Source organism: Microbispora sp. NPDC004025, from assembly GCF_053604425.1.
This window is the reverse complement of sequence record NZ_JBSGHN010000021.1, coordinates 1-20,724: the sequence shown is the minus strand read 5'-3', so window position 1 is coordinate 20,724 and position 20,724 is coordinate 1. Positions and strand designations below refer to the sequence as shown.

Below are 20,724 nucleotides of genomic sequence, written 5' to 3'. Positions count from 1 at the left end.
AGAGACATGACGGACCAGCACGCCGGGGACCCGTACATCGGCTCCAACGCGCCCTCGCCGTATCCCACCGGACAGGAGCAGCCGAACCCGGGCCAGGGACAGCCGGGTGACGCAGGGGGGTGGGGCCAGCCCGCGCCCGGCCAGCCCGCGCCCGGCCAGGCGTACGGCCAGCCTGCGTACGGCCAGCAGGCGTACGGGCAGGTCGGGGCCGGCCAACCAGGGTATGGTCAGCCGGCCTACGGCCAGCCTGCGTATGGTCAGCCTGCGCCAGGCCAAGCAGGGTATGGGCAGCAGGCGTACGGTCAGGCCGCGCCCGGCCAGCCGGGGCACGGTCAGCCGGCCTATGGCCAGCAGGCGTATGGGCAGCCCGCGCCCGATCAGCAGGCGTCCGGCCAGCCGGCCTATGGCCAGCAGGCGTACGGTCAGCCTGGTGGTCAGGGGCAGTGGGGTGCGCCCGTCCCGCCGACTCAGCCCGGGCCGGGCCCGCAAAGCCCTCCTGGTCACGGCCCGCCCGGCCAGGCCGCGACCTGGGGCCCGGGCGCCCCCGGCGCCTCGGCACCGTACGGGCAACCGGGTCAGGTCCAGCCGGGTCAGGGGTATCCGGGGCCGGGCCAGTCAGCTCAGGGTCAGCCGGGGCAGGGGTATCCCGGTTCGCCCTACCCGCAGCCCTGGGAACAGCAGCAGCCGGGCCAGGCCGCTCCGGCCCCCGTTCCGCCCGGGCAGGGTCAGGCGACCTGGCACCCGGATCAGCAGGGCTACGCCGGTCAGCAGTGGGGCTACCCAGGCCAGGGCTACGCCGGCCAGCAGGGTTACGCCGGCCAGCAGGGTTACGCCGCTCCGGCACATCCCGCCCAAGGCTCCCCGCCACAGCCGCAGGCGCCCGGAGGCAGAGGCAGAACGCTGCTGTTCGTCGCGCTCGGGCTGGTGGTGCTGCTCGCGGTGGGCGCGGGCACCGCCTGGTTCGTCGCGGGCGGAGGTTCCGGCACCGGACCCGGCGGCGGAGAGAAGGAGTGGTCCGTCCCGCTCGCGAACGCCGACAGCATGGACTTCACCCAGGGGCTCGCGTTCGCGAGCTGGCTCAGCGACAAGACGGTGATGCGGGTGCAGCGGGACGGGGTGCTCGCCTACGAGCTGGCCTCGGGCAAGCGCGCCTGGGGCACGCCCTCGCCCGGCGACCAGCTCTGCGGCGCCACTCCCGACCTGGCCGGCGGCAAGGGCGCCGTGGCGTACGGTAGCGACCAGCTGTGCGACCACCTGGCCGGCATCGACACCGCGACAGGCAAGATCAGTTGGAAGGTCAGGATTCCGGCGGAGAAGTCCCGGCTGGCCAACCTGCTCGTCGTGCCGCAGATCATGAGCGCGGGCGACATCGCCGTGGTGTACGCCAACCGCGTCCTGTCCGGCTACCGCCTGTCCGACGGCGGCAAGCAGTGGACCTACCAGTTGCCCGACGGCTGCCACATCAAGGACGTGAACGCGGCGGCGACCCGTGTGGCGCTGCTCCTCGACTGCGCCTTCCAGGGCTCCGGCGGCGTCGTGCAGGCGCTCGACCCGAAGACCGGCAAGGCCGGGTGGCAGTACAAGATGGGTGAGCTGCGCCTGATGAGCACGATGCTGTCGGCCGACCCGCTGATCGTCAGTCAGGAGGACGGCGACAAGAACACCTTCACCGTCCTCGACGACCGGGGCGGCAAGGTCAGCGAGTTCACGACCGGCAAGGTGGACATGCTCGCGATGAACAACGTGGCGTTCGTGAACGGGATGTTCGAGCAGCGCCGCTATGCCGTGCACGGCGACCGTCTCTACCTCATGACCTTCCCGGAGAACGTGAAGGGCGCGGCGCGGTCGAGCGACAAGGCGCTCGCCTTCGACCTCAAGACCGGCAGGCAGGTGTGGCAGTCGTCCGGCACCAAGCCCACGATGCTGACTCTCGTCCGCGCCGACGACCACGGCCTGCTCGCCCTGGAAGTCGGCGACCGGCGCGATCTGCCTCCCCGGCTCGTGCGCCTGGACGCGGCCACCGGCAAGGCGGCGGAGGTGGCGGAGTTGCCGCAGAAGTACGGCACCGACGGGGAGGACGCGCGGGTCTTCGAACGCGACGGCGCCGTGGTCATCGTGCCGTGGACGCCCGTCGCCGTGAAGCACGCGGTGATCTACGTCGGCACCGGGGAGAGCTGAACGCGTGACGCTGTGCCCGCGGCGACGGCCGCGGCACGGATAGGCGTGCCGAGGCTTCTCGGCGGTGTCGAGGGAGACCACGCCGGAGTGATCACGGTCAGGGCAGTATGTCCCCGTGGACCATGTCCTGTACGGCCTCGCGGTCAATCCGGCCCTGCCGTCCGATCTGCTGGACCGGCTGGTCAGGACCGCGGACGAGATCGTCGCCGCCAGACTGGCCGAGCGCGCGGACCTGACCCGCGAGCAGGCGGCGGCGCTGGTCGCGCGTGACGAGGACAGCGCCGTGGAGCTCGCGGAGCGGGGCCTGCTGACGGCCGGTGACCTCGATCCGGTGGCGCAGCCGTCCGCCGCGCTCGCCCTGCTCGCCGTGGGAGCCGGCCGTCCGGAGTGGGCACGCCTGTTCGCGGCGGATCCGGACCCCGGCCGCCGGGAGCGGCTGGCCGCCTGCCCCGGTCTTCCGGCCGACGTGGCGGAGGCTCTCGCGGCGGACGCCGACATAGGGGTCGTCGCGGAGCTCGCGCTGTGGACGACGGCGGACGTGGCGGCGCGGCTCGCGGAGCACCCGCATGCCGAGGTCCGTCGCGCGGTGGCCGCCAACGAGGCGGCACCGCCGGAGGTGCTGGCCGCGCTGCTCACCGGCGACGGCGTCTCCCCGGCCCGGCGGTGCCTGGTCTGCGACCGGAAGCGGACGCCGTTCGTCCACGACCCGGACTGCCGGGAACCCGGCTGCGAGCTCCCGCCCGATGCCTCCTGTGACGGCTCCCACGAGTCCACGGTCCATGCCACGCGGCAGCAGGCGCTGGGAAACCCGGCCACTCCTGCCGCGGCCGTGGCCGGCTTCGCCGATCATCCCTCGACGTGGCTGCGATGGGAGCTGGCCGGGCGCACCGACCTGCCGCCTGAGGTGTACGAACGCCTCGCCGGCAGCCCGGAGGCGGGCATCCGCGGCACTCTCGCGGAGAATCCCTCGATCGGCGAGACCCTGCTCCACCGGCTGGCCGAAGACGCCGGTCACGACGTGCGGCGCAGGCTCGCCCACAACCCGCGCGTGCCGCTGGAGGTGCTCACCCGTCTGGCCGGAGCCGTCAGGATCGGTCCCACCCTGCTGCCGCGGATCGCCTCCGCCTCGCGGGCGGAGGTGGAGGAGCTGGCCGCCTCGCCGAGCCCGGCCGTGCGGATGTTGCCGGCCGAACGGCGCGATCTGCCGCCCTCGATCCGCGACGTGCTCGCCGCCGACCCCGACGCCAAGGTCGCCAAGTCTGTCGCGCCGCATCCGGGCCTGTCCGAGAGCCGGCTGCGTGCGATGGTCGACCGGCACGGCATGCAGGTCGTCGCCAGGGTGGCGAGGAATCCGGACGCCTCGCCGGAACTGCTGGAGGACCTGGTCCGGCACGATCCGTCGGCGCGGAAGGCGTTGCGCGAGGTGGCGCTACACCCCAGCGCGACGGCCCGGGCGCTGTCGGCCTGCCTGCGGGAACCGCGGGCCAGGCCCGTCGCCGCGGGTCACCCGGCCCTGCCGCCGCGGCTCGTCGTCGAGCTGCTCGCCGACGACGACCGGGCGGTGGGGGAGGCGGCCGCGGCCAATCCGTCACTGCCGCCCGCCGTGATGTCGGCGCTGGTGTCCCGGTGCGTCGGAGGCGGCTGAAACGTCCCGCGATCGTGCCGAGGTCCCGTCCGGGCCGATGGCCGGAACGGGACCTCGAGGTCCCCCGTCAGGGGCTGATGCGGGTGGCCGCGTCGCTCGTCAGGGGCTGGTGCAGGTGGCCGCCGGGGTCGCCGACGAACCGTTGCCGATGAAGCCGAAGGTCGTGCTCCCGTTGGCCGCGACCGAGCCGTTCCACGTCTCGTTGCGCACCGTCACGGCCGAGCCGGAGCCGGAGTTCAGGCCTCCCCACAGCTGGGTGATGGTCTGCCCACCGGGCCAGGTCCACTTCACGGTCCAGCCGTTGATCGCCGCGTTGCCCGCGCGCACCGTGACCTCACCCTGGAACCCGCCGGCCCAGGAGTTCACCACCCGCACCGTCGCCGAGCACGCGCCGGTCGTCCCGCCGGACGGCGACGGGCTGGGCGACGGGCTCGGCGAGCGACTCGGACTGGCGCTCGGCGACGGGCTCGGCGACACGCTGGGAGAGGGGCTCGGCGAGGGACTCGGGCTGGGCGAGGTGACCGGGCCGCCCCACCCCGCCGTCGAGTCCAGCCACGCGGCGCGGCGCAGCGTCCAGTCGCGCAGGTACTGCACCTGCCCCTGCCAGGTGGAGGCGGTCGGCGTGTTGAAGAAGCCGATGGTCCGCGTCGTCAGGTTCGGCCAGCGCTGGAAGTTGCGCTGCGCCGCGTTCGCCAGCGGCGCGGAGAGGGCATCCATCCTGCTCTGCAGGGCCGAGTCGGACAGCAGGCCGCGGCGCAGCGTCTGCCAGCGCGACTTGACCTGGTCGACGAAGGCGGGATCCCGCATGAGCTGGGTGAACCAGTCGTTGGCGACCGGCTGCCGGGTCTGCTGGTACTGCCAGCCCGCGGCCTGGTCGTTCTGGAAGAACCCGCCCACGCCGAAGGTGAGGTCGTAGTCCCACAGCGGGCCCGCGAAGATCTTGGTGTCGCGGTCCTTGTAGAAGTACGCGCTGCGATAGTTGGCGTCCATGTTCCGGCTCAGCTCGTAGACGATGAGCTGGTCGATGAAGGAGTTCACGTCGATGTACGCCCGGTAGCCCGTGTTCGGGTCGGCGAAGTTCTGCGAGTGCAGCACGTTGTGGAATTCCTGGATGTGGCCCCGCAGCCATTCCTTCTGCTGCGGCTGCAGCGGCGAGGGGTCGGCCACTTCGAGGTAGGTCCAGCAGGTGGCCGCCGCCCCGGTGCACGGCAGCGTCGGCTCCTCCGCGGCCATCCACTCGAACTTGAAGATGTACCCGCCCGTGATCTTCGGCAGGCTCGTGTCGTCCTCGTCCAGCTTCTTCAGGTCGAGACGGTTCTTGCTGTTCTTGATCGTCTCGGTGAGCAGGTAGACGCCCATGTAGTCGTCGGAGCCCACCGGACCCGTGTCGCCGTTCACGTAGAGCTCCACGAACCGGTACCGGGGAACCTTCAGCCCCATCTCCTTGCCGAGGTCGTAGACCAGGGCTTCACGGATCAGCGACTTGTCGGGGAACGGCCCGCGCAGCACCCAGTCGGAGTCGGCGGGCATCCCCAGCACCGGGTAGTCGGCGTCGTCGTTGTCGTTGTCCCGGAACTCGAGGCGGTACGGCGCCTTCTCGAAGCTGGCCGACGACTGGCCCCGCAGGTGGAATCCGGAGCGGGTGGCGACCGCCGGGGCCGCGGCCAGCGACGTCGTCGCTCCGCCGCCCGGCTCGAAGATCATGGTGGCGGCGTCGAGGTAATCCCGGCCGGGCTTGCCCTTGCCGTACGAGTCGATCAGGACCACCGGCAGGTCGTGGGCCGTGGTGGTGTTGCGGGCGACGTACATGGCCGTGCCGGGCCTGCCGGACGCCGCGCCGCCGGCGAATGCCTGTGCCCGCAACTGGGTCGTGCGAGTGAACTGCACCGGTGTGCCCTGATAGAGCGCCGACTGCGCGGTGGGCGGCGTTCCGTCGGTGGTGTAGCGGATCTGCGCGCCGCTGACCGTGGTGCTCAGCGACACCGACACCTGGCCTTGGAAGGTGCCGCTCGGCACGGAGAAGACGATGTCGCCTGTCAGGTCGTCCGCCGCGGCGGACGCGGCTGCCGACGTGGCGGCGGATGTGGCGGCGCTCGCGACGCGTCCGGCCGGCCGGGCGCCGGACGCCGATTCGGCGCCGGCCGGCGACGGGTACGCGTTGAGCAGTCCCGCGAGGACCACGGCGGCGACCGCGGCCCTCGTGACGCGGCGGGCGGCGGCCGCGCCGGTGCTGCGGAGGGTCAGACGCACGATGCCTCCTGTTCGGGGAGGGGGGAGAGTGTGGGACCGACCGGCGACGCCGCGCCGTGGAAGTGGCGGCGCAGCGTCCGCCGCCACGGCCCGTCGGGCAGGTCGGGGCGGAGGGCGGCCAGGCCGGTGGCGTACTTGGAGATGCGGGCGGGTCTCATGCCCGCACGCCACAGCATGCGGTCGACCAGCGTGGCGGCCGAGGCGGTCTTGGTCTCGACCACGGCCAGGCCGGGCAGCCACAGCGTGGCGTCGCCGTGCCGCCAGGCCAGTGCGGTGTCGACGGTGACCCGGCTGGCGGTGTCCGGCAGCAGCAGGGTGGCGCGGCGGTACTCGGTCACCAGGATCGGGTCGAGGCGGCTCCCGGCGGCGGGACCGATCGACTCGCGGGCGAGCGCCCCGTCGACGAAGTCGCGCCCCGGGTCCACGGTGTCGCAGTCCCCGGGGTGATAGGGCAGCCGGTGCTTGGTGATGCTTCCCCGCGCACCGTTGATCTTGACTTCCAGCCAGCACTGGGCGGAGTCGAGATAGGTGCGGGTGCGCACCTTGAAACGCCGCCGCCTGCGCTGCGCCGCGCGGTGGTAGCTGACCAGTTGCGGGGTGTCGAAATACACCGACCGGTAGCGGAAGCCGCGTTCGCCGTCGATGTCCAGCACCTGGGCGTACGGCACGAGCCGTTCCAGCAGAAGGGGCAGGGACTCCGCCGGAACCAGATACTTGCGGTCCACCCGGGTCTGCAGCGCGGCCCGGTCGACGAGCTCGGCGAGCCCGACAGGAGCCAGCCGCGCCAGGACCGCACCGATGGGTGTCGTGGTCATCGGCGCGCTCCGGCGGGTGCGGGTGCGCCGGATTCGGTGATCAGCGCGCGGTCGGTCCGCGCGTAGCGGACGTCGACCACGGTGGTCTCGTTGACCAGGTCGAGCCGTTGGACGGTGACGGCGTGCACCCGGGCGTCGAGCAGTTGTTCCAGGTGCGCGACGAGCGCGACGTGGTCGGTGAAGGCCGAGTCGAGCACCAGGATCTGGTGCCGGTAGTGCCGGAACAGCCGCCGGTGGTCGCCGAGGAACATCACCACGAGGATGAGCGCCATCAGGCCGCCGCTGAGCCACACCGAGGTGGTGCTCAGGGCGCCGAGGATCCCCAGGGCGAGGGCGGAGAAGTAGTACGCGACCTCGTGCTGGTCGAGCTCGGTCGAGCGCAGACGGATGATGGACAGCACGCCGAACAACGCCATCCCCAGCCCGAGCCCGGCGCCCGTGTCGGTGGCGTTCAACGCACTCGCCACAGCGAGGACGCCGATGTTGACCCCGAGGAAGGACACGACCAGGTCGCGTCGGCGGTGCCGGGGGAAATAGAGCCCGAAGACGAGCAACACCACTGCGCAGATGTCGATCGCGAACAGAACGAGCTGGGACAGCACGGTCGTTCCTCCTGATTCGCAGCCGGGACGGGCAGGGCACCACCCGCTTCCTCGCAGGGGTCCGGAGGGTTTCGAAAGTTTCGAGCATCGATAGAAACTTTCGACAACCCGTGCGGAACAATAGGTGAATAACCGGTGGCGCGTCAATGAACGTCTGGTACGCCGTCCTGCCGGAAATGAAAGGATCTCCCTGATCGGCCTATATCGGCGAGTGATGCGCCATTGTCAAGAAAGGCCGAGCGCGTTCAGGGAAGGGCGCGCTTTGGTGAAACTTTCACCCGGTGAGCGTCGCGGGGCGCGAGGCCTTTCTCTCCGTACGACGGGTGACCGCGTGGAGCAGGCCGGGGAACGCCTCGTCCATGTCGGCGCGGCGCAGGGAGTTCATCCGTGAGGTCCCCACGTAGTACTGCCGGATCAGGCCCGCCTCGCGCAGCACGGTGAAGTGGTGGGTGGCGGTGGACTTGCTGACCGGGATGTCGAAGCCGCCGCAGGGGATGTCCACCTCGGAGGCGTCGAGCTGCGCGACGATGCTGCGGCGCACCGGGTCGACAAGGGCCTCCAGCACCTGCTGGAGATTGAACTGTGACACCTCTGGGTGCGGCGGCGTGCGTCCCACGGGGCCAATAGTACGAAGTTCATCGAAGTTTGACAATGGTCGTACTTCTGCCGCACAGTGGTCCGCGATCACGACGAGCGGAGGACGACATGTCGAAGACGGTGCGGTTCCACGAGATCGGCGGCCCAGAGGTGCTGCGGCTGGACGACCTGGAGCCCGGCGAGCCGGGGCCGGGCGAGGTGCGGATCCGGGTCGAGGCGATCGGCGTCAACAGGGCCGAGATCCTGTTCCGGAGCGGCCGGTACATCGAGCCGGTCAAGAACCTGCCCGCGAGGCTCGGCACCGAGGCCGCCGGTGTCGTGGAGGCGGTGGGCCCGGATGTGTCCGGGTTCGCGGAGGGCCGGCCGGTCAGCGTCCTGCCGGGCTTCTTCTCGCAGAACGACTACGGCGTGTACGCCGAGCGGGCGATCGTGCCGGCGTCCGCGCTGCTGTCCCGTCCGGACGGATTGGACGCGGTGTCCGGCGCGGCGGTGTGGATGCCCTACCTCACGGCTTACGGCGCGATGGTGGAGGTGGCCGGGATACGGGCGGGCGACGCAGTGGTGATCACCGCGGCGTCCAGCAGCGTCGGCCTGGCCGCGATCCACACGGCAGGCCGCGTCGGCGCCACCCCGATCGCCGTCACCCGCACCCGTGCCAAGAGGCGGCGGCTGATCGAGGAGGGTGCGGCCGAGGTCGTCGTCTCCGACGAGGAGGACGTCGCGGGGCGCGTGCTGGAGCTGACCGAGGGCAGGGGTGCCGGGCACGTGTTCGACGCCGTCGCCGGACCGGGAGTGACCGAGCTCGCCAGGGTCGTCGCGCCCGGCGGGACGTTGCTCCTGTGGGGGGCGCAGAGCGGGCAGCCGACGCCCTATCCGGGATTCGACCTGGGCATGCCCGCGCTCAACATGCGTACGTTCACGGTGCTGGAGATCACCAAGGACCCCGAGCGGCTGCGCCGCGCGGTCGCCTTCGTGGCCTCGGGCCTGCGTGCGGGCGTCTTCCGCCCGGTGGTGGATCGCCTGTTCCCGCTGGAGGAGGTCGCGCGGGCCCACCGGCACATGGAATCCGGCGTTCACGTCGGCAAGATCGTGCTCACGGTCTGAGCGCAGAAAAGTCCGCATGCCTTTCGGGTCGAGCAGTACCGACCGTGACCGGCATTGTCAAGACGGTGATCGGCATTGTCGAGGAGAAAACATTTCGCACCAATTTCGAAATCGCGGAAGAGTGGAATTCGACCCGGAGGCCGCGTATGCGCGTGCTCATCCCGTCATCGAGCCCGGCTTCGGCCGCCTCGTCGGTAGGGTCCGTGGGCAGGCCCCGGACGAGGGAGGAATCGTGAGCGTGGTGGAGCGGACCGGCGAAGCACGGTTGCACGAGGTGGAGCGGGGGGTCTTCGCGTGGGTGCAGCCGGACGGCACCTGGTGGCTGAACAACGCGGGAGCCGTGGCAGGCGACGATGGCCTCCTGATCGTCGACACCTGCGCGACCGAGACACGCACCCGGCGGTTCCTCGGCGCGGTCGCCGCGGCGACCGGCGACGCCCCGGTCCGGATGGCGGTGAACACCCACCAGCACGGGGACCACTGCTACGGCAACAGCCTGCTACCGCACGACACGGTCGTCTTCGGGCACACGGCGATGAGAGAGGCGTTGCTGGCCGATCCGCTCATCGACGGGTGTCCGCCGATATGGACGCCGGTGCCCGACTGGGGACACGTGAGGCGCCGCCCGCCGTCGGTGGTGTTCACCTCCGGGCTGACCGTCCATCTGGGGGCGCGCCGCGTCGAGTTGCGGCACCCCGGCCACGCCGCTCACACCTCAGGGGACGTGGTGGCGTGGCTTCCGGGCGAACGCGTGCTGTTCGCGGGGGACCTGCTGTTCAACGGGCTCACCCCGCTGGTGCTGATGGGGTCGGTCGAGGGAGCGTTGCGGTCGCTGGACTGGCTGGCCGCCTTCGAACCCGAGCACGTCGTGCCGGGACACGGGCCGCTCGCCACCGCCGCTGAGCTGCCGGAGGTGCTGGCGGCGCACGAGCGGTACTACCGCTTCGTCCTCGACGTCGCCCGGACGGGACGGGAGAACGGGCTCACCCCGCTGGCCGCCGCGCGGGCGGCCGGCCTGGGCGAGTTCGCCGGATGGGCGGACGCCGAGCGCCTGGTGCTCAACCTGCACCGCGCCTACGCCGAGGCCGAAGGCGGCGAGGTGGATCTCCTCGCCGCCTTCGGCGACGCGATGGCCTGGCACGGCGGGCCGCTGCCGACCTCAGTGTGAGGCCGGCGTCACGACCAGCCCTGCAGGCCGGCGCCGTACGGGTAGAGGGGGTTGCCGTAGGTGGTGGGGACGGTCTGGCCCGCGTCGATGCGGGCCCGGATCTCCGACCGCTGGGCGGCGGTGGCGCCCAGGTCGTAGGGAATGTTCCAGTCCTCGACGGCGTCGGCGAGCACGTCGCCGCCTCCCGGTCTGAGGACCTGGTCGAGACCGCGCGGCAGCTGCCACGGCAGGCGACCGCGCGGTGTGTAGTCGCCGAACAGGAGGCTCGCCGTGGCCGGTCCGACCTCCTCACCGCCCCGGTACGTCACCACGATGGCGTCGGCCAGGCCGTTCCACTCGCTGATGACGATGGGCCGGGGGAGGGTGAGCACGACGACCACCGGAATGCCCTGGTTCTTGAAGTTCTGGATGACGGCCAGCTGGTCGGCGGGCAGCTGCGGCTGCTCCTTCACCCAGGCGGTGGCGTGGGTGTAGGTCGGCTCGCCGACGGCCACGATCGCGAGCTTGGGTGAGGGACCGGTGTCCTGGTTGACGTTGACGCCCGTCGTGGCCGCCCGCGCCCTGACCGCCTCCAGCAGGGTCTGCGAGCCGTACTCCTGGTGGAAGAAGCTCGTCCAGATGCAGCAGGCCGATCCGTCGGTGGCCCGCGGCCCGGCGACGATGACGTTGTCGCCCGCCTTGAGCTTCAGCGGCAGCACGCCGTTGTTCTTGAGCAGCGTGACGGACTGCCGGGCGGCCTGGTTGGCGAGCGCGACGTACGACGGCTGGTGGAACCGGTAGGGACCGTTCACCGGGTCGCCGTACGGGCGCTCGAACACGCCGAGCGTGAACTTCAGGCGCAGGATCCGGGTCACCGCGTCGTTGATCCGCGCCATCGGCACATTGGCGAGGAAGGTCGCCATCGTGAACCCGGTGGCTCCGGGGTCGGCGCCGCCCATCACGTCCGAGCCGGCGTTCGCGGCCTTGACCCAGACCGAGGACGGCAGCCAGTCGGTGGTGATGAGGCCGGTGTAGCCGAGGTTGTTCCTCAGGTAGTCGAGGATCGGCTTGCTGTCGCCCGCGCCCGACCCGCCCGGGTCGAGGTAGGAGCTCCCGGCGTAGCCCGGCATGATGTTGACGGCGCCGGCCTCCATCGCGGCCCTGAACGGGATCATGTGGTACTTGATCGTCACCGCGTCGTAGGTGATCCCCGCCTCGCCGCCCGCGCCCTCGCCCGGCCAGTGCTTGACGGTCGCCAGCACGGAGGCGGGGTTGAGCTCGGGGCCGCCCTGCAGCCCGGCCACCAGCGCGCGGACCTGGGCGGCGGCGACGTCGGCGTTCTCGCCGTTGCCCTCCTGGATGCGGGGATACAGGACCTTGGTGCCGACCTCGGCGAGCGGGCCGAGCACGCCGCGCGCCCCGACCTCCAGCTCCTCGCGGCGCTGCATGTCGCCGAGCTTGTAGTCGAGCGCGTAGTCCTTGCCCGCCGCGAGCGCGCTCTGCAGCGGATAGGTGGTCTGGTATCCGGCGATGGTGTCACCGGCCGAGACCGGCGGGATGCCGAGCCGGGTCCCGGACGCGTTCAGCAGCACGGCGTGCAGGTCGTTCGGCAACGCCGGCCCGAAGTGCCAGCCCGAGAGCGGGTAGCTCTGGGCGTTGTAGAACATCTGGTACGCCTTCTCCTCCGGCGTCATCCTGCCGAGCAGGTCGCTGACCCGGGTTTCGACGGGCAGCCGCCAGTTCTCGTACGGCTCGATCGTCCCGTTCTTGTTGAGGTCGCGGGCGCCGTTGACGACCGCCACGCCGTCGGCGACCTGCTCGACGTCGGGCAGGTAGAGGCTGAAGGCGCGGATGTTCGACGTCGTCCTCGCGCCCGACCCGCTCACCGCGACGACGAACCACTTGTACGTCCACCGGTCGGGGATGTCCCAGGCAGGTGTGTAACTCGTGCCGGTCGGCTCGGCGACCTTGGTGTAGAGGTCGATCAGGTTGCCCGGGGCGGTGAAGTCGTAGTCGGTGCGGCTGACGTTCAGCCAGACCTCGTAGCGCACCGCTCCGGAGACCGCCGCCCAGGAGAACGCGGGCCTGCGCGTGTCGGTGATCATGGCCTTGTCGGCGGGGGCGGACAGCGCGAACTGGCCGGTGGTCGCCGGGGCCCTGGTCGGCGGGGACAGCAGGGGCGCGGTCGTGGCCGCCGTGTCCACGGTGCCGAAGACCTGGAACTCCCACAGCGAGTAGCCGTAGCCGGTGGCCCGGGCCGTGCCGACGAAGCGGACGTAGCGGCCGTCGCCGGTGACGTTCAGGTTCTCGACGCCGCCCCTGCCGCTGGTCGTGGTGTGGATCGGCGTCCACGACGTGCCGTTGGCGGACACCTCGATCCGGTAGCCGGTGGCGTACGCCGACTCCCAGTTGAGCGTGACGCCGGTGATGTGCCCGGCGCCGCCGAGGTCCACCCGCAGCCACTGGTCGTCGGAGTACTGGCTCGACCAGCGGGTCGTCGTACGCCCGTCGAGCGCCGCCGCCGGAGCGTTGCCGCCCTCCCAGGACGAGGCCGCCACCTGCTTGTACGCCGAGATCGGCGTGCCGGTCGGCGGCGGGTCGGTGGTGCCGCCGCCGCTCGTGCGGACCGCGAACTCCCACAGCGAGTAGCCGTACGCGGTGGCGCGGGCGGTTCCGTAGAGGCGGACGTACCGGCCGGTGCCGGTGACGGTGAGGGTCTGGGTGCCGCCGGTTCCGGTCGTGGTGGAGTAGACGTCGGTCCAGGTGGAGGCGTCGCCGGACACCTGGATCTTGAACGCGGTGGCGTAGGCCGCCTCCCAGCTCAGCACGACGGCGCAGATCGTCCTGGCCGAGCCGAGGTCCACCTGGAGCCACTGGGGATCGGCGGCGGCGCTGGACCAGCGGGTGCCGGGGTCGCCGTCCACCGCCGCCGATGCGGGGGTGCCGGCGTTCTCGGTGGACGACGCCGTCGCGGGCCGGTTCAGCGCCGCGTCGGTGCCGCCGCAGGTGCCGCTCGACGTGGTGCCGTAGACCTGGAACTCCCACAGTGAATAGCCGTAGCCGGTGGCGCGGGCGGTGCCGTAGAGGCGCACGTACCGGCCGGTGCCGGTGACGGTGAGGGTCTGGGTGCCGCCGGTTCCGGTCGTGGTGGAGTAGACGTCGGTCCAGGTGGAGGCGTCGCCGGACACCTGGATCTTGAACGCGGTGGCGTAGGCGGCCTCCCAGTTGAGGACGACCTGGCTCAGCGTCGCGGTGGTTCCGAGGTCGATCTGAAGCCACTGCGGGTCGCCGAACGCACTGGACCAGCGGGTGCCGGTGTTCCCGTCGACGGCGGCGGACGCGGGAGTGCCGGCGTTCTCGACGGACGAGGCCGTCGCGGCCTTGCCCTGCGACAGCAGGACGGGCGCGGCGTACGCCGGCCCGGCGACGACGCTCGCGAGCAGCGCGAGCGCCACTGCCAGGACGAGGAGGAGTCCGCGCCGTAGCGGAAGGGCGTGTTTCATGGCGTCTCCTGTCCGCGTTACCAGCCGACCGCGACCAGCAGCCACTGCGGGTCGCCGTGCGAGATGAAGGACGAGTGGCCCGCGTAGTCGTCGTAGGGGAAGCCGTAGGCGAGCTTGCCGATGGCGTGGTCGTGCCAGAACTTGGCGTAGTAGTTCGCCGGAGCCGCCTTGTAGTAGTTCGACGCGTCCGACTGCTGGGCGTCGGACAGCCCGGCGACGTGCCGGTTCAGCGCCGCGCACATCTTCGGCGCCTCGGCGAGCGGCCCGGCGCACCCGGTGACCTGCGAGGTCGTCGCCGTCACGCCCTGCTGGGCGGCGTAGCCGGTGAAGTAGTTCGCGTACGCCCCGCCGGGCTGGAAGATCGAGGCGCTGCCCGGCGCCGGGATGCGGTACGGCGCCTGCACCTGGGCCAGTGGCTTGAACTCGGCGGGCACCTCGTCGGCGAACCGCTGGAACGTCGCCGCGCGGGACTCGGCGAAGGTGGCGTAGTCCTCGCCGACGGCCACGTCGTAGCCGTCGCGAGCGTGCAGGCGCATCGCGAGCTTCAGGCCGAACGCGTCCACCCGGGTCGTGTTGCCGTTGAACACCGAAGGACCGACGGTGAACTCGATGAAGTCGTAATACTGGCTGTTGGGGGAGCCGAGGTAGAAGTACATCCGGCCCGCCGTGTTGGCCGGCATGTCGAAGTAGGGCTGCTCGGCGATCGAGTGGACCTGGCCGTTGTAGCTCCAGTAGACCTGCGAGTCGGGATACTGCCCGTTGGTCCGGTTGAGGATCTTGACCATGACGACGTTCCTGGCCGCCGGGATGGTCGAGGTGTCGCCCCAGAAGGCGTCGGGCGGGGTCGTCGGGCCGGTCGTCGGATCGGTCGAGCCGCCCGTGGTGTTCACGGTGAAGCTCCACAGCGAGTAGCCGTACGCGGTGGCGCGGGCGGTGCCGTAGAGGCGGACGTACCGGCCGGTGCCGGTGACGGTGAGGGTCTGGGTGCCGCCGGTTCCGGTGGTGGTGGAGTAGAGGTCGGTCCAGGTGGAAGCGTCGCCGGACACCTGGATCTTGAACGCGGTGGCGTAGGCCGCCTCCCAGCTCAGCACGACCCTGCAGACCGTCCTGGCCGAACCGAGGTCCACCTGGAGCCACTGCGGGTCGCCGAACGCACTGGACCAGCGGGTGCCGGTGTTCCCGTCGACGGCGGCGGACGCGGGAGTGCCGGCGTTCTCGACGGACGAGGCCGTCGCGGGCCTGCCCTGGGCGGCGTCGGCCGTGCCGCACCCGCCGCTCGACGTGGTGCCGTAGACCTGGAACTCCCACAGCGAGTAGCCGTACGCGGTGGCGCGGGCGGTGCCGTAGAGGCGGACGTACCGGCCCGAGCCGGTCACGGTGAGGGTCTGCGTGCCGCCGGTGCCGGTGGTGGTGGAGTAGACGTCGGTCCAGGCCGAACCGTCGGCCGAGACCTGGATCTTGAACGACCTGGCGTAGGCGGCCTCCCAGTTGAGGGTGACCTGGCTCAGCGTCGCGGTGGTCCCGAGGTCGATCTGGAGCCACTGCGGGTCACCGAATCCGCTGGACCAGCGGGTGCCGGTGTTCCCGTCGACGGCGGCGGTTGCGGGGGTGGACGCGTTCTCGACGGACGAGGCCGTCGCGGCTTTGCCCTGCGACAGCAGGACGGGCGCGGCGTTCGCCGGGCCGGACACGGCCGCGCCGGCCACGACGCAGGCCGCGACCAGGACCAGCCCGCCGATCACGGCTGTCAGGGCGCGGCGGGCGGAATGGATCGTTGGGCGTCTTCTCATGGTGGCGATTCCTTTTCGGGGGGTGAACAGGGCGAGCCCTGACCCAGAGAATGATCGCCTTCGATACTTAGGTCAATACTTGAATTTAGTATGCAAGGAATTGATCTTGACTGGCGGCGTCACCGGAGTCGCCGATCGGGAGTCGAGGGCCGCCTGGTTCCGCGGCGGCGTCGACCGCTTCGCGGTCCGGTCCTAGAACCGGCCGAAAACGGAGGCCAGAGTCTCGATCTCCCGCGCGGAGAGCTTGTCGGTGAAGTGGCGGCGCACCGCGGCGTCCAGGCCGGGCTGTGCGGCGGCGATGGCGGCGCGTCCGGCGTCGGTGAGGGTGACGATGACGCCGCCGGTGCGCTCGCGGGTGACGAGCCCGCGGGTGCCCATGCGGGTGAGCTGGTGGGAGACGCGGGTGCGATCCCAGCCGAGCGACGCGGCGAGTTCGCTCTGGCGCAGGGCGCCTCCCGCCTTGCCGAGGTTGACGAGGATCGACAGGTCCGGCTCGGACAGGCCCGCCGCCTCGGCGGTGTCCGCGATCACGCGGGCGCGGACGACCTCGTGGACGCGCTTGAAGGCAGCCCAGAAGTCGACAGGGTCCGGCGCGGCTCCGGTCGCGGCCTCGTCCGGCATGGCGGTCTCACCAATCTGTGTTGACATATCAACACGCCTCTTCCTAATGTTGAGATATCAACGCTAACAGACGGCTGTGTTCACGGCAGCCCTGTCGGCGGCGTCCATGCTCCCCCGCCCCACAGGAGGCGCCATGCACACCCGACCCCTTGGAACCGGCGGCCCTCGGGTCGCCCCTCTCGCCCTGGGCTGCGCCGGCATGTCCGACCACACCGCCCCCGCCGACGAGGCCGACGCCATCGCCACGATCCACACGGCCCTCGACGCCGGCGTCACCCTCCTCGACACCGCCGACTTCTACGGCATGGGCCACAACGAGGACCTCATCCGCCGAGCCCTCCGCGCCGGCGATCGCGACAAGGTGCTCCTCAGCGTCAAGTTCGGCGGTCTGCGCGGCCCCGACGGAGCCTTCGTCGGCATCGAGGGCCGGCCCGCCCACGTCAAGAACGCGCTCGCCTACTCCCTGCGCCGCCTGGGCAGTGACCACGTCGACATCTACCGACCCGCCCGCCTCGACCCCGCCACTCCGATCGAGGACACGATCGGCGCGATCTCCGAGCTGGTCCGGGCCGGATACGTGCGCCACATCGGGCTCTCCGAGGTGGGGCCGGAGACCATCCGCCGTGCCCACGCCGTGCACCCGATCTGCGATGTGCAGATCGAATACTCCCTGTTCAGCCGTGCCCCCGAGACCAACGGCATCCTGGACACCTGCCGCGCGCTGGGGATCGGCGTCACCGCCTACGGGGTCCTCGCGCACGGCCTGCTCACCGGCGCCTACCGGCAACCCGCCGGCGGTGACCCCCGCGCCGGCTGGCTGCCGCGCTTCCATCCCGGCAATCTCGCCGCGAACCTCGCCCTCGTCGAGCGGCTGCGGCCGCTCGCCGAGGCGCATGGCATCAGCGTGGCGCAACTCGCCACCGCCTGGGTCGTCGCCCGCAGCCGCGAGCGCGGCACCATCGTGGCCGTCCTCGGCACCCGCCGGCCGCACCGCGTCGAGGAGGCCCTGGCCGCGATCGGCGTCGCCCTCAACGACGCGGACCTGCGCGCGATCGACGAGGCCGTCCCGGCCGGCGCGGTGGCCGGCACCCGGTACGCCGCACCCCTCATGGCTCTGCTGGACAGCGAGTCGCCATCCACAGGAAGAACAGGTCGCGAATCATGAACACATCCACGTCACCGCTCGCCGAGCAGGCCCGGTCCGGGAAGCCGATCGGAGTGGGGATCGTCGGGCTCGGGGCGGACGGAAGCTGGGCCGCTCGCTCACACCTGCCGGCCCTGCGCGCCGTCCCGGGTTACGAGCTGAGGGCCCTGAGCACGAGTTCGAAACAGTCGGCGGAGCGCTCCGGACACAGGCACGGAGTGTCGCGCACCTTCGGAACGGCGGCCGACCTGGCCGCCTGCGACGAGGTGGACCTCGTGGTCGTGGCGGTGAAGGTGCCGCACCACCGGGAGCTGGTGCGGACGGCGCTGAGCGCCGGCAAGAGCGTGTTGTGCGAGTGGCCGCTCGGCAACGGGCTCGCGGAGGCCGAGGACATGGCGCGGGAGGCGCGCGGCCGCGCGGTGCCGACCGTCGTCGGGCTCCAGGCGCGGTCGCACCCGGCGCTCGCCTACGTGCGGGATCTCGTGGCCGACGGCTATGTGGGGGAGGTGCTGTCCACGACGGTCGTCGGCTCGGGCGGCGCGTGGGGCGCCACCGTAGGCCCAGGCGATCACCACGTGCTCGACGCCGCCAACGGCATGACGCTGCTGACGATCCCCTTCGCGCACACCCTCGACGGACTCGCGTCCGTCCTGGGAGAGCCCGAGGATCTGCGGATCGACCTGGCGTCGCGGCGTACGTCGGCCGTGGACACCGAGAGCGGACGGCCCGTGCCCATGACCGCCCCGGACCAGGTGGTGGCCTCGGGACGGCTGCCGGGCGGCGCGGTGGCCACCTTCCACTACCGCGGAGGCATGTCCCGGGGCGTCAACTTCCGCTGGGAGATCAACGGCACCGAGGGCGACCTCGTCATCACCGCCCCGGTCGGCCATCTCCAGCTCAGCCCGGTCACCCTCGAAGGCGGGCGCGGCGCATCCGGGCTCGCGCCGCTGACGGTGCCGGAGTCCTACGTCCGCGTCCCGCGGCTGGACCCCCACGCCGACGCGCCGGCCTACGCCGTCGCACACGCCTACAAGCGGTTCCTGGACGACATGCGCGAGGGCCGCACGCCGGGAGTGCCCGATTTCGCGCATGGCGCCGCCCGGCACCGCGGCATCGAATCCGCCCTTACAACGGCCTGACCATGAGACCTCAGCCGCCGGGACGTACCAGGCCGCTCTCGTAGGCCAGGATGACGAGCTGGACCCGGTCGCGGACGTCCAGCTTGGCGATGGCCCTGGCGACGTGGGTCTTGGCGGTCAGGGGGCTGATGACGAGGCGCTCGGCGATCTCGCCGTTGGACAGGCCGAGCGCGACGAGCCGCACCACCTCCAGTTCGCGGGTGGTTAGGGCGTCCAGCCGCTGCCCGGCGTCGGGCGCGAGGTCCTGCCGCCGGGCGAACCGCTCGATGACACGGCGCGTGACCCCGGGGGACAGCAGCGCGTCGCCGGCGGCCACGGCGGTCACCGCGCGGCGCAGCTCGGCCGGTTCGACGTCCTTGGTCAGGAAACCGCTGGCTCCGGCCCGCAGCGCGGCGAAGACGTGCTCGTCGGTGTCGAAGGTGGTGAGGATGACGACCCGGCAGTCCTGGCCCGTGACGATGCTCCGGGTGGCCGTGATGCCGTCCGTCCCCGGCATGCGGATGTCCATGAGGACGACGTCGGGACGGAGGCTCGCGGCCAGCCGTACGGCCTCGGCGCCGTCGGCGGCCTCCCCGACGACGGCCACGTCCCGCGAGCGGGCCAGCAGGCTGCGGAAACCCGCCCGTACGAGTGCCTGGTCGTCGGCGAGGAGCACGCTGATCGTCACTCCGGTGAGCCTGCCACAGGGATCTCGGCCTTCACGGCGAAGCCCCGCGGTGACGGGCCCGCGGTGAGCGTCCCGCCGAGGGCGCGCACTCGCTCGCGCATGCCGGTGAGGCCGTTCCCCTCGGTGACGCCGCCGCCGGAGGGGTCGCCCTTGCCGTCGTCGGCGACCTCGACCGTGATCGCTCGCGGGTGGCGGCCGATCGTCACCTCGGCCCTGGTCGCCCCCGAATGCCTGAGCGTGTTGGCGAGGGCCTCCTGCACAATGCGGTGGACCGCGACGGAGGCGGGCGCGGGGATCGTGGACAGATCGCCGTGTTCGTGGAGGGTGACGTCGAGCCCGGCGGCGCGGGCGTCGGCGACGAGCACGCCGATCGCGGACACGTCGGGCTGGGGCTCGGTGCCGGCGGGGCCCTCCCGCAGGACGGCGATGAGCGCGTTGAGGTCCTTCATCGCCCGGTTCCTGACCTCCTGGGCCAGGCTCAGCGCCGCGGCGGCCTCGGCCGGTTCCTCCCGCAGGGTGTCGGCGGCGACGTTGAGGTGGACGCCGACGACGGCCAGGGTGTGGGCGACGATGTCGTGCACCTCGCGCGCGACGCTCAGGCGCTCCTCCGCGGCGCGGGCGCGATACTCGGCTTCGCGCAGCAGGTCGCGCCGGCGCTGCGACGCGGCGTAGGCGAGCCCCGCGGCGACGAGGGCCGCGAGCAACAGCCCCTCGCCGAGGGTGTGGATGAAGTAGCGGATGACGTTCCGCTCGATGATCCACCGGGCGTCGACGGCGGAGTAGACGAGCTGGGCGACGCCGACGGCGACCACCCAGCGTGTGCGGCAGACGGTGGCCGCGGTGAAGTACGCCGCCGCGACGGGCCAGATCCATCCGGCGGGTGAGGGATGCCCCAGGTGATAGGCGAAGACGGCGGCGACCGACAGCAGCAGCACGGTCATCGGCCATCGGCGCCGGACCAGCAGAAGCGCGCCGAGGATCAGCGCGACGGGGATGACGCCGTCCCACGGCTGTCGCACTCCGGTGGCGAGGGCGACCGTCACGAAGAGGACCACGGTGAGAGCGGCGAGTGCGACGTCGGCGATCCAGCCGGTCTGGCGAACCTGATGCAAGGGGTGGGCGGAGGCGGGCACTGTGTGCGATGCGGCCATGCGGGCCCTTCCACGAGGGAAATGGTGACGCCGCAACGCTAGGCCGGGCCGCGTCCGCGCCGCGTCGTCCGGCCACAGGCACCTCGGGCATGCTCCGTCCGCCGTACGGCTACTCCGCCGGGAGTATCCCGGCTTCGCGGACAGACGCCGCGGGCGAGCCTGAGAACGGAAGCGGGTGCCCCGCGACTCGCGTCACGGGGCACCCCGGGTGGAGGGCCTTCCAGGCCTCCGGTTCAGGACTGGTTGAACAGCGAAAGGGTCAGGGTGGAGTGGTACTCGCCGGCGGCGACGTCGACGGGGGTGCGCAGGGCGAGGTCGGCGTTGACCTTCGAGGTGCCGATCTCGTCGGCGGAGTTGGCGGTCGAGACCAG

At 71.7% G+C, this 20,724-nt stretch carries 15 protein-coding genes; 6 read left to right on the top strand and 9 right to left on the bottom strand.

Annotation, left to right across the window (positions count from 1 at the left end; genetic code table 11):
- Positions 1–6 precede the first annotated feature (6 nt).
- Complete coding sequence (locus tag ACWEQG_RS35550; RefSeq protein WP_452291614.1) at positions 7–2,178, top strand: outer membrane protein assembly factor BamB family protein; 2,172 nt, start codon at positions 7–9, stop codon at positions 2,176–2,178.
- Positions 2,179–2,293: 115 nt separating this feature from the next.
- Entirely contained in the window at positions 2,294–3,823 is a 1,530-nt protein-coding gene (locus ACWEQG_RS35545) for a hypothetical protein (RefSeq protein WP_452291612.1), read from the top strand.
- Between the two features lie 99 nt (positions 3,824–3,922).
- Here ACWEQG_RS35545 and ACWEQG_RS35540 read toward each other — a convergent pair whose 3' ends face one another.
- From ACWEQG_RS35540 to ACWEQG_RS35525, 4 genes are all read right to left on the bottom strand, one after another.
- Positions 3,923–6,073, bottom strand: a complete 2,151-nt coding sequence (locus tag ACWEQG_RS35540; RefSeq protein WP_452291610.1) for a CotH kinase family protein — start codon at positions 6,071–6,073, stop codon at positions 3,923–3,925.
- The gene (locus ACWEQG_RS35535; RefSeq protein WP_452291608.1) at positions 6,064–6,888 is read right to left on the bottom strand and encodes a polyphosphate polymerase domain-containing protein; all 825 of its coding nucleotides are present in this window, start codon (positions 6,886–6,888) and stop codon (positions 6,064–6,066) included. Before ACWEQG_RS35535 ends, ACWEQG_RS35540 begins: the two co-directional genes overlap by 10 nt.
- The gene (locus tag ACWEQG_RS35530) at positions 6,885–7,490 is read right to left on the bottom strand and encodes a DUF4956 domain-containing protein (protein WP_363470922.1); all 606 of its coding nucleotides are present in this window, start codon (positions 7,488–7,490) and stop codon (positions 6,885–6,887) included. The genes ACWEQG_RS35535 and ACWEQG_RS35530 overlap by 4 nt, the downstream gene beginning before the upstream one ends.
- A 274-nt stretch (positions 7,491–7,764) precedes the next feature.
- Complete coding sequence (locus ACWEQG_RS35525; protein ID WP_452291606.1) at positions 7,765–8,106, bottom strand: ArsR/SmtB family transcription factor; 342 nt, start codon at positions 8,104–8,106, stop codon at positions 7,765–7,767.
- An 89-nt stretch (positions 8,107–8,195) separates the two neighbouring features.
- Between ACWEQG_RS35525 and ACWEQG_RS35520 the strand changes: the two genes are divergently transcribed.
- Both ACWEQG_RS35520 and ACWEQG_RS35515 read left to right on the top strand, forming a co-directional pair.
- Positions 8,196–9,191: a zinc-dependent alcohol dehydrogenase family protein gene (locus ACWEQG_RS35520; RefSeq protein ID WP_452291604.1), complete on the top strand. Its 996-nt coding sequence runs from the start codon at positions 8,196–8,198 to the stop codon at positions 9,189–9,191.
- Positions 9,192–9,423: 232 nt separating this feature from the next.
- Positions 9,424–10,359 carry an MBL fold metallo-hydrolase gene (locus tag ACWEQG_RS35515; protein ID WP_452291602.1) on the top strand — a complete coding sequence of 312 codons (936 nt, stop codon included), beginning with the start codon at positions 9,424–9,426 and terminating at the stop codon, positions 10,357–10,359.
- An 8-nt stretch (positions 10,360–10,367) separates the two neighbouring features.
- On the opposite strand, the gene ACWEQG_RS35510 is transcribed toward ACWEQG_RS35515, so the two are convergent.
- The 3 genes from ACWEQG_RS35510 to ACWEQG_RS35500 all read right to left on the bottom strand — a co-directional run bounded on the left by ACWEQG_RS35510 (position 10,368) and on the right by ACWEQG_RS35500 (position 16,279).
- On the bottom strand, positions 10,368–13,841 hold the full coding sequence (locus ACWEQG_RS35510; RefSeq protein WP_452291600.1) for a discoidin domain-containing protein: 3,474 nt from the start codon (positions 13,839–13,841) through the stop codon (positions 10,368–10,370).
- A 17-nt stretch (positions 13,842–13,858) separates the two neighbouring features.
- Complete coding sequence (locus ACWEQG_RS35505; protein ID WP_452291598.1) at positions 13,859–15,631, bottom strand: discoidin domain-containing protein; 1,773 nt, start codon at positions 15,629–15,631, stop codon at positions 13,859–13,861.
- A 192-nt stretch (positions 15,632–15,823) separates the two neighbouring features.
- The gene (locus ACWEQG_RS35500) at positions 15,824–16,279 is read right to left on the bottom strand and encodes a MarR family winged helix-turn-helix transcriptional regulator (RefSeq protein ID WP_452291596.1); all 456 of its coding nucleotides are present in this window, start codon (positions 16,277–16,279) and stop codon (positions 15,824–15,826) included.
- 106 nt (positions 16,280–16,385) lie between these two features.
- Here ACWEQG_RS35500 and ACWEQG_RS35495 point away from each other — a divergent pair, with 106 nt between their 5' ends.
- Positions 16,386–17,417: an aldo/keto reductase gene (locus ACWEQG_RS35495; RefSeq protein WP_452291594.1), complete on the top strand. Its 1,032-nt coding sequence runs from the start codon at positions 16,386–16,388 to the stop codon at positions 17,415–17,417.
- Complete coding sequence (locus tag ACWEQG_RS35490; RefSeq protein ID WP_452291592.1) at positions 17,414–18,535, top strand: Gfo/Idh/MocA family protein; 1,122 nt, start codon at positions 17,414–17,416, stop codon at positions 18,533–18,535. Before ACWEQG_RS35495 ends, ACWEQG_RS35490 begins: the two co-directional genes overlap by 4 nt.
- Before the next feature lie 10 nt (positions 18,536–18,545).
- Here the strand turns inward: ACWEQG_RS35490 and ACWEQG_RS35485 are convergent, their stop codons facing one another.
- Complete coding sequence (locus tag ACWEQG_RS35485; RefSeq protein WP_452291590.1) at positions 18,546–19,202, bottom strand: response regulator; 657 nt, start codon at positions 19,200–19,202, stop codon at positions 18,546–18,548.
- Entirely contained in the window at positions 19,199–20,353 is a 1,155-nt protein-coding gene (locus ACWEQG_RS35480) for a sensor histidine kinase (RefSeq protein WP_452291588.1), read from the bottom strand. The genes ACWEQG_RS35485 and ACWEQG_RS35480 overlap by 4 nt, the downstream gene beginning before the upstream one ends.
- Between the last annotated feature and the right edge of the window lie 371 nt (positions 20,354–20,724).

Bases quoted from the DNA above. Each gene is read 5' to 3' on its own strand.
- ACWEQG_RS35550 (WP_452291614.1), top strand. From the start codon at position 7: ATGACGGACCAGCACGCCGGGGACCCGTACATCGGCTCCAACGCGCCC.
- ACWEQG_RS35535 (WP_452291608.1), bottom strand. From the start codon at position 6,888: ATGACCACGACACCCATCGGTGCGGTCCTGGCGCGGCTGGCTCCTGTC.
- ACWEQG_RS35520 (WP_452291604.1), top strand. From the start codon at position 8,196: ATGTCGAAGACGGTGCGGTTCCACGAGATCGGCGGCCCAGAGGTGCTG.
- ACWEQG_RS35510 (WP_452291600.1), bottom strand. From the start codon at position 13,841: ATGAAACACGCCCTTCCGCTACGGCGCGGACTCCTCCTCGTCCTGGCA.
- ACWEQG_RS35505 (WP_452291598.1), bottom strand. From the start codon at position 15,631: ATGAGAAGACGCCCAACGATCCATTCCGCCCGCCGCGCCCTGACAGCC.
- ACWEQG_RS35500 (WP_452291596.1), bottom strand. From the start codon at position 16,279: ATGTCAACACAGATTGGTGAGACCGCCATGCCGGACGAGGCCGCGACC.
- ACWEQG_RS35495 (WP_452291594.1), top strand. From the start codon at position 16,386: ATGCACACCCGACCCCTTGGAACCGGCGGCCCTCGGGTCGCCCCTCTC.
- ACWEQG_RS35490 (WP_452291592.1), top strand. From the start codon at position 17,414: ATGAACACATCCACGTCACCGCTCGCCGAGCAGGCCCGGTCCGGGAAG.
- ACWEQG_RS35480 (WP_452291588.1), bottom strand. From the start codon at position 20,353: ATGGCCGCATCGCACACAGTGCCCGCCTCCGCCCACCCCTTGCATCAG.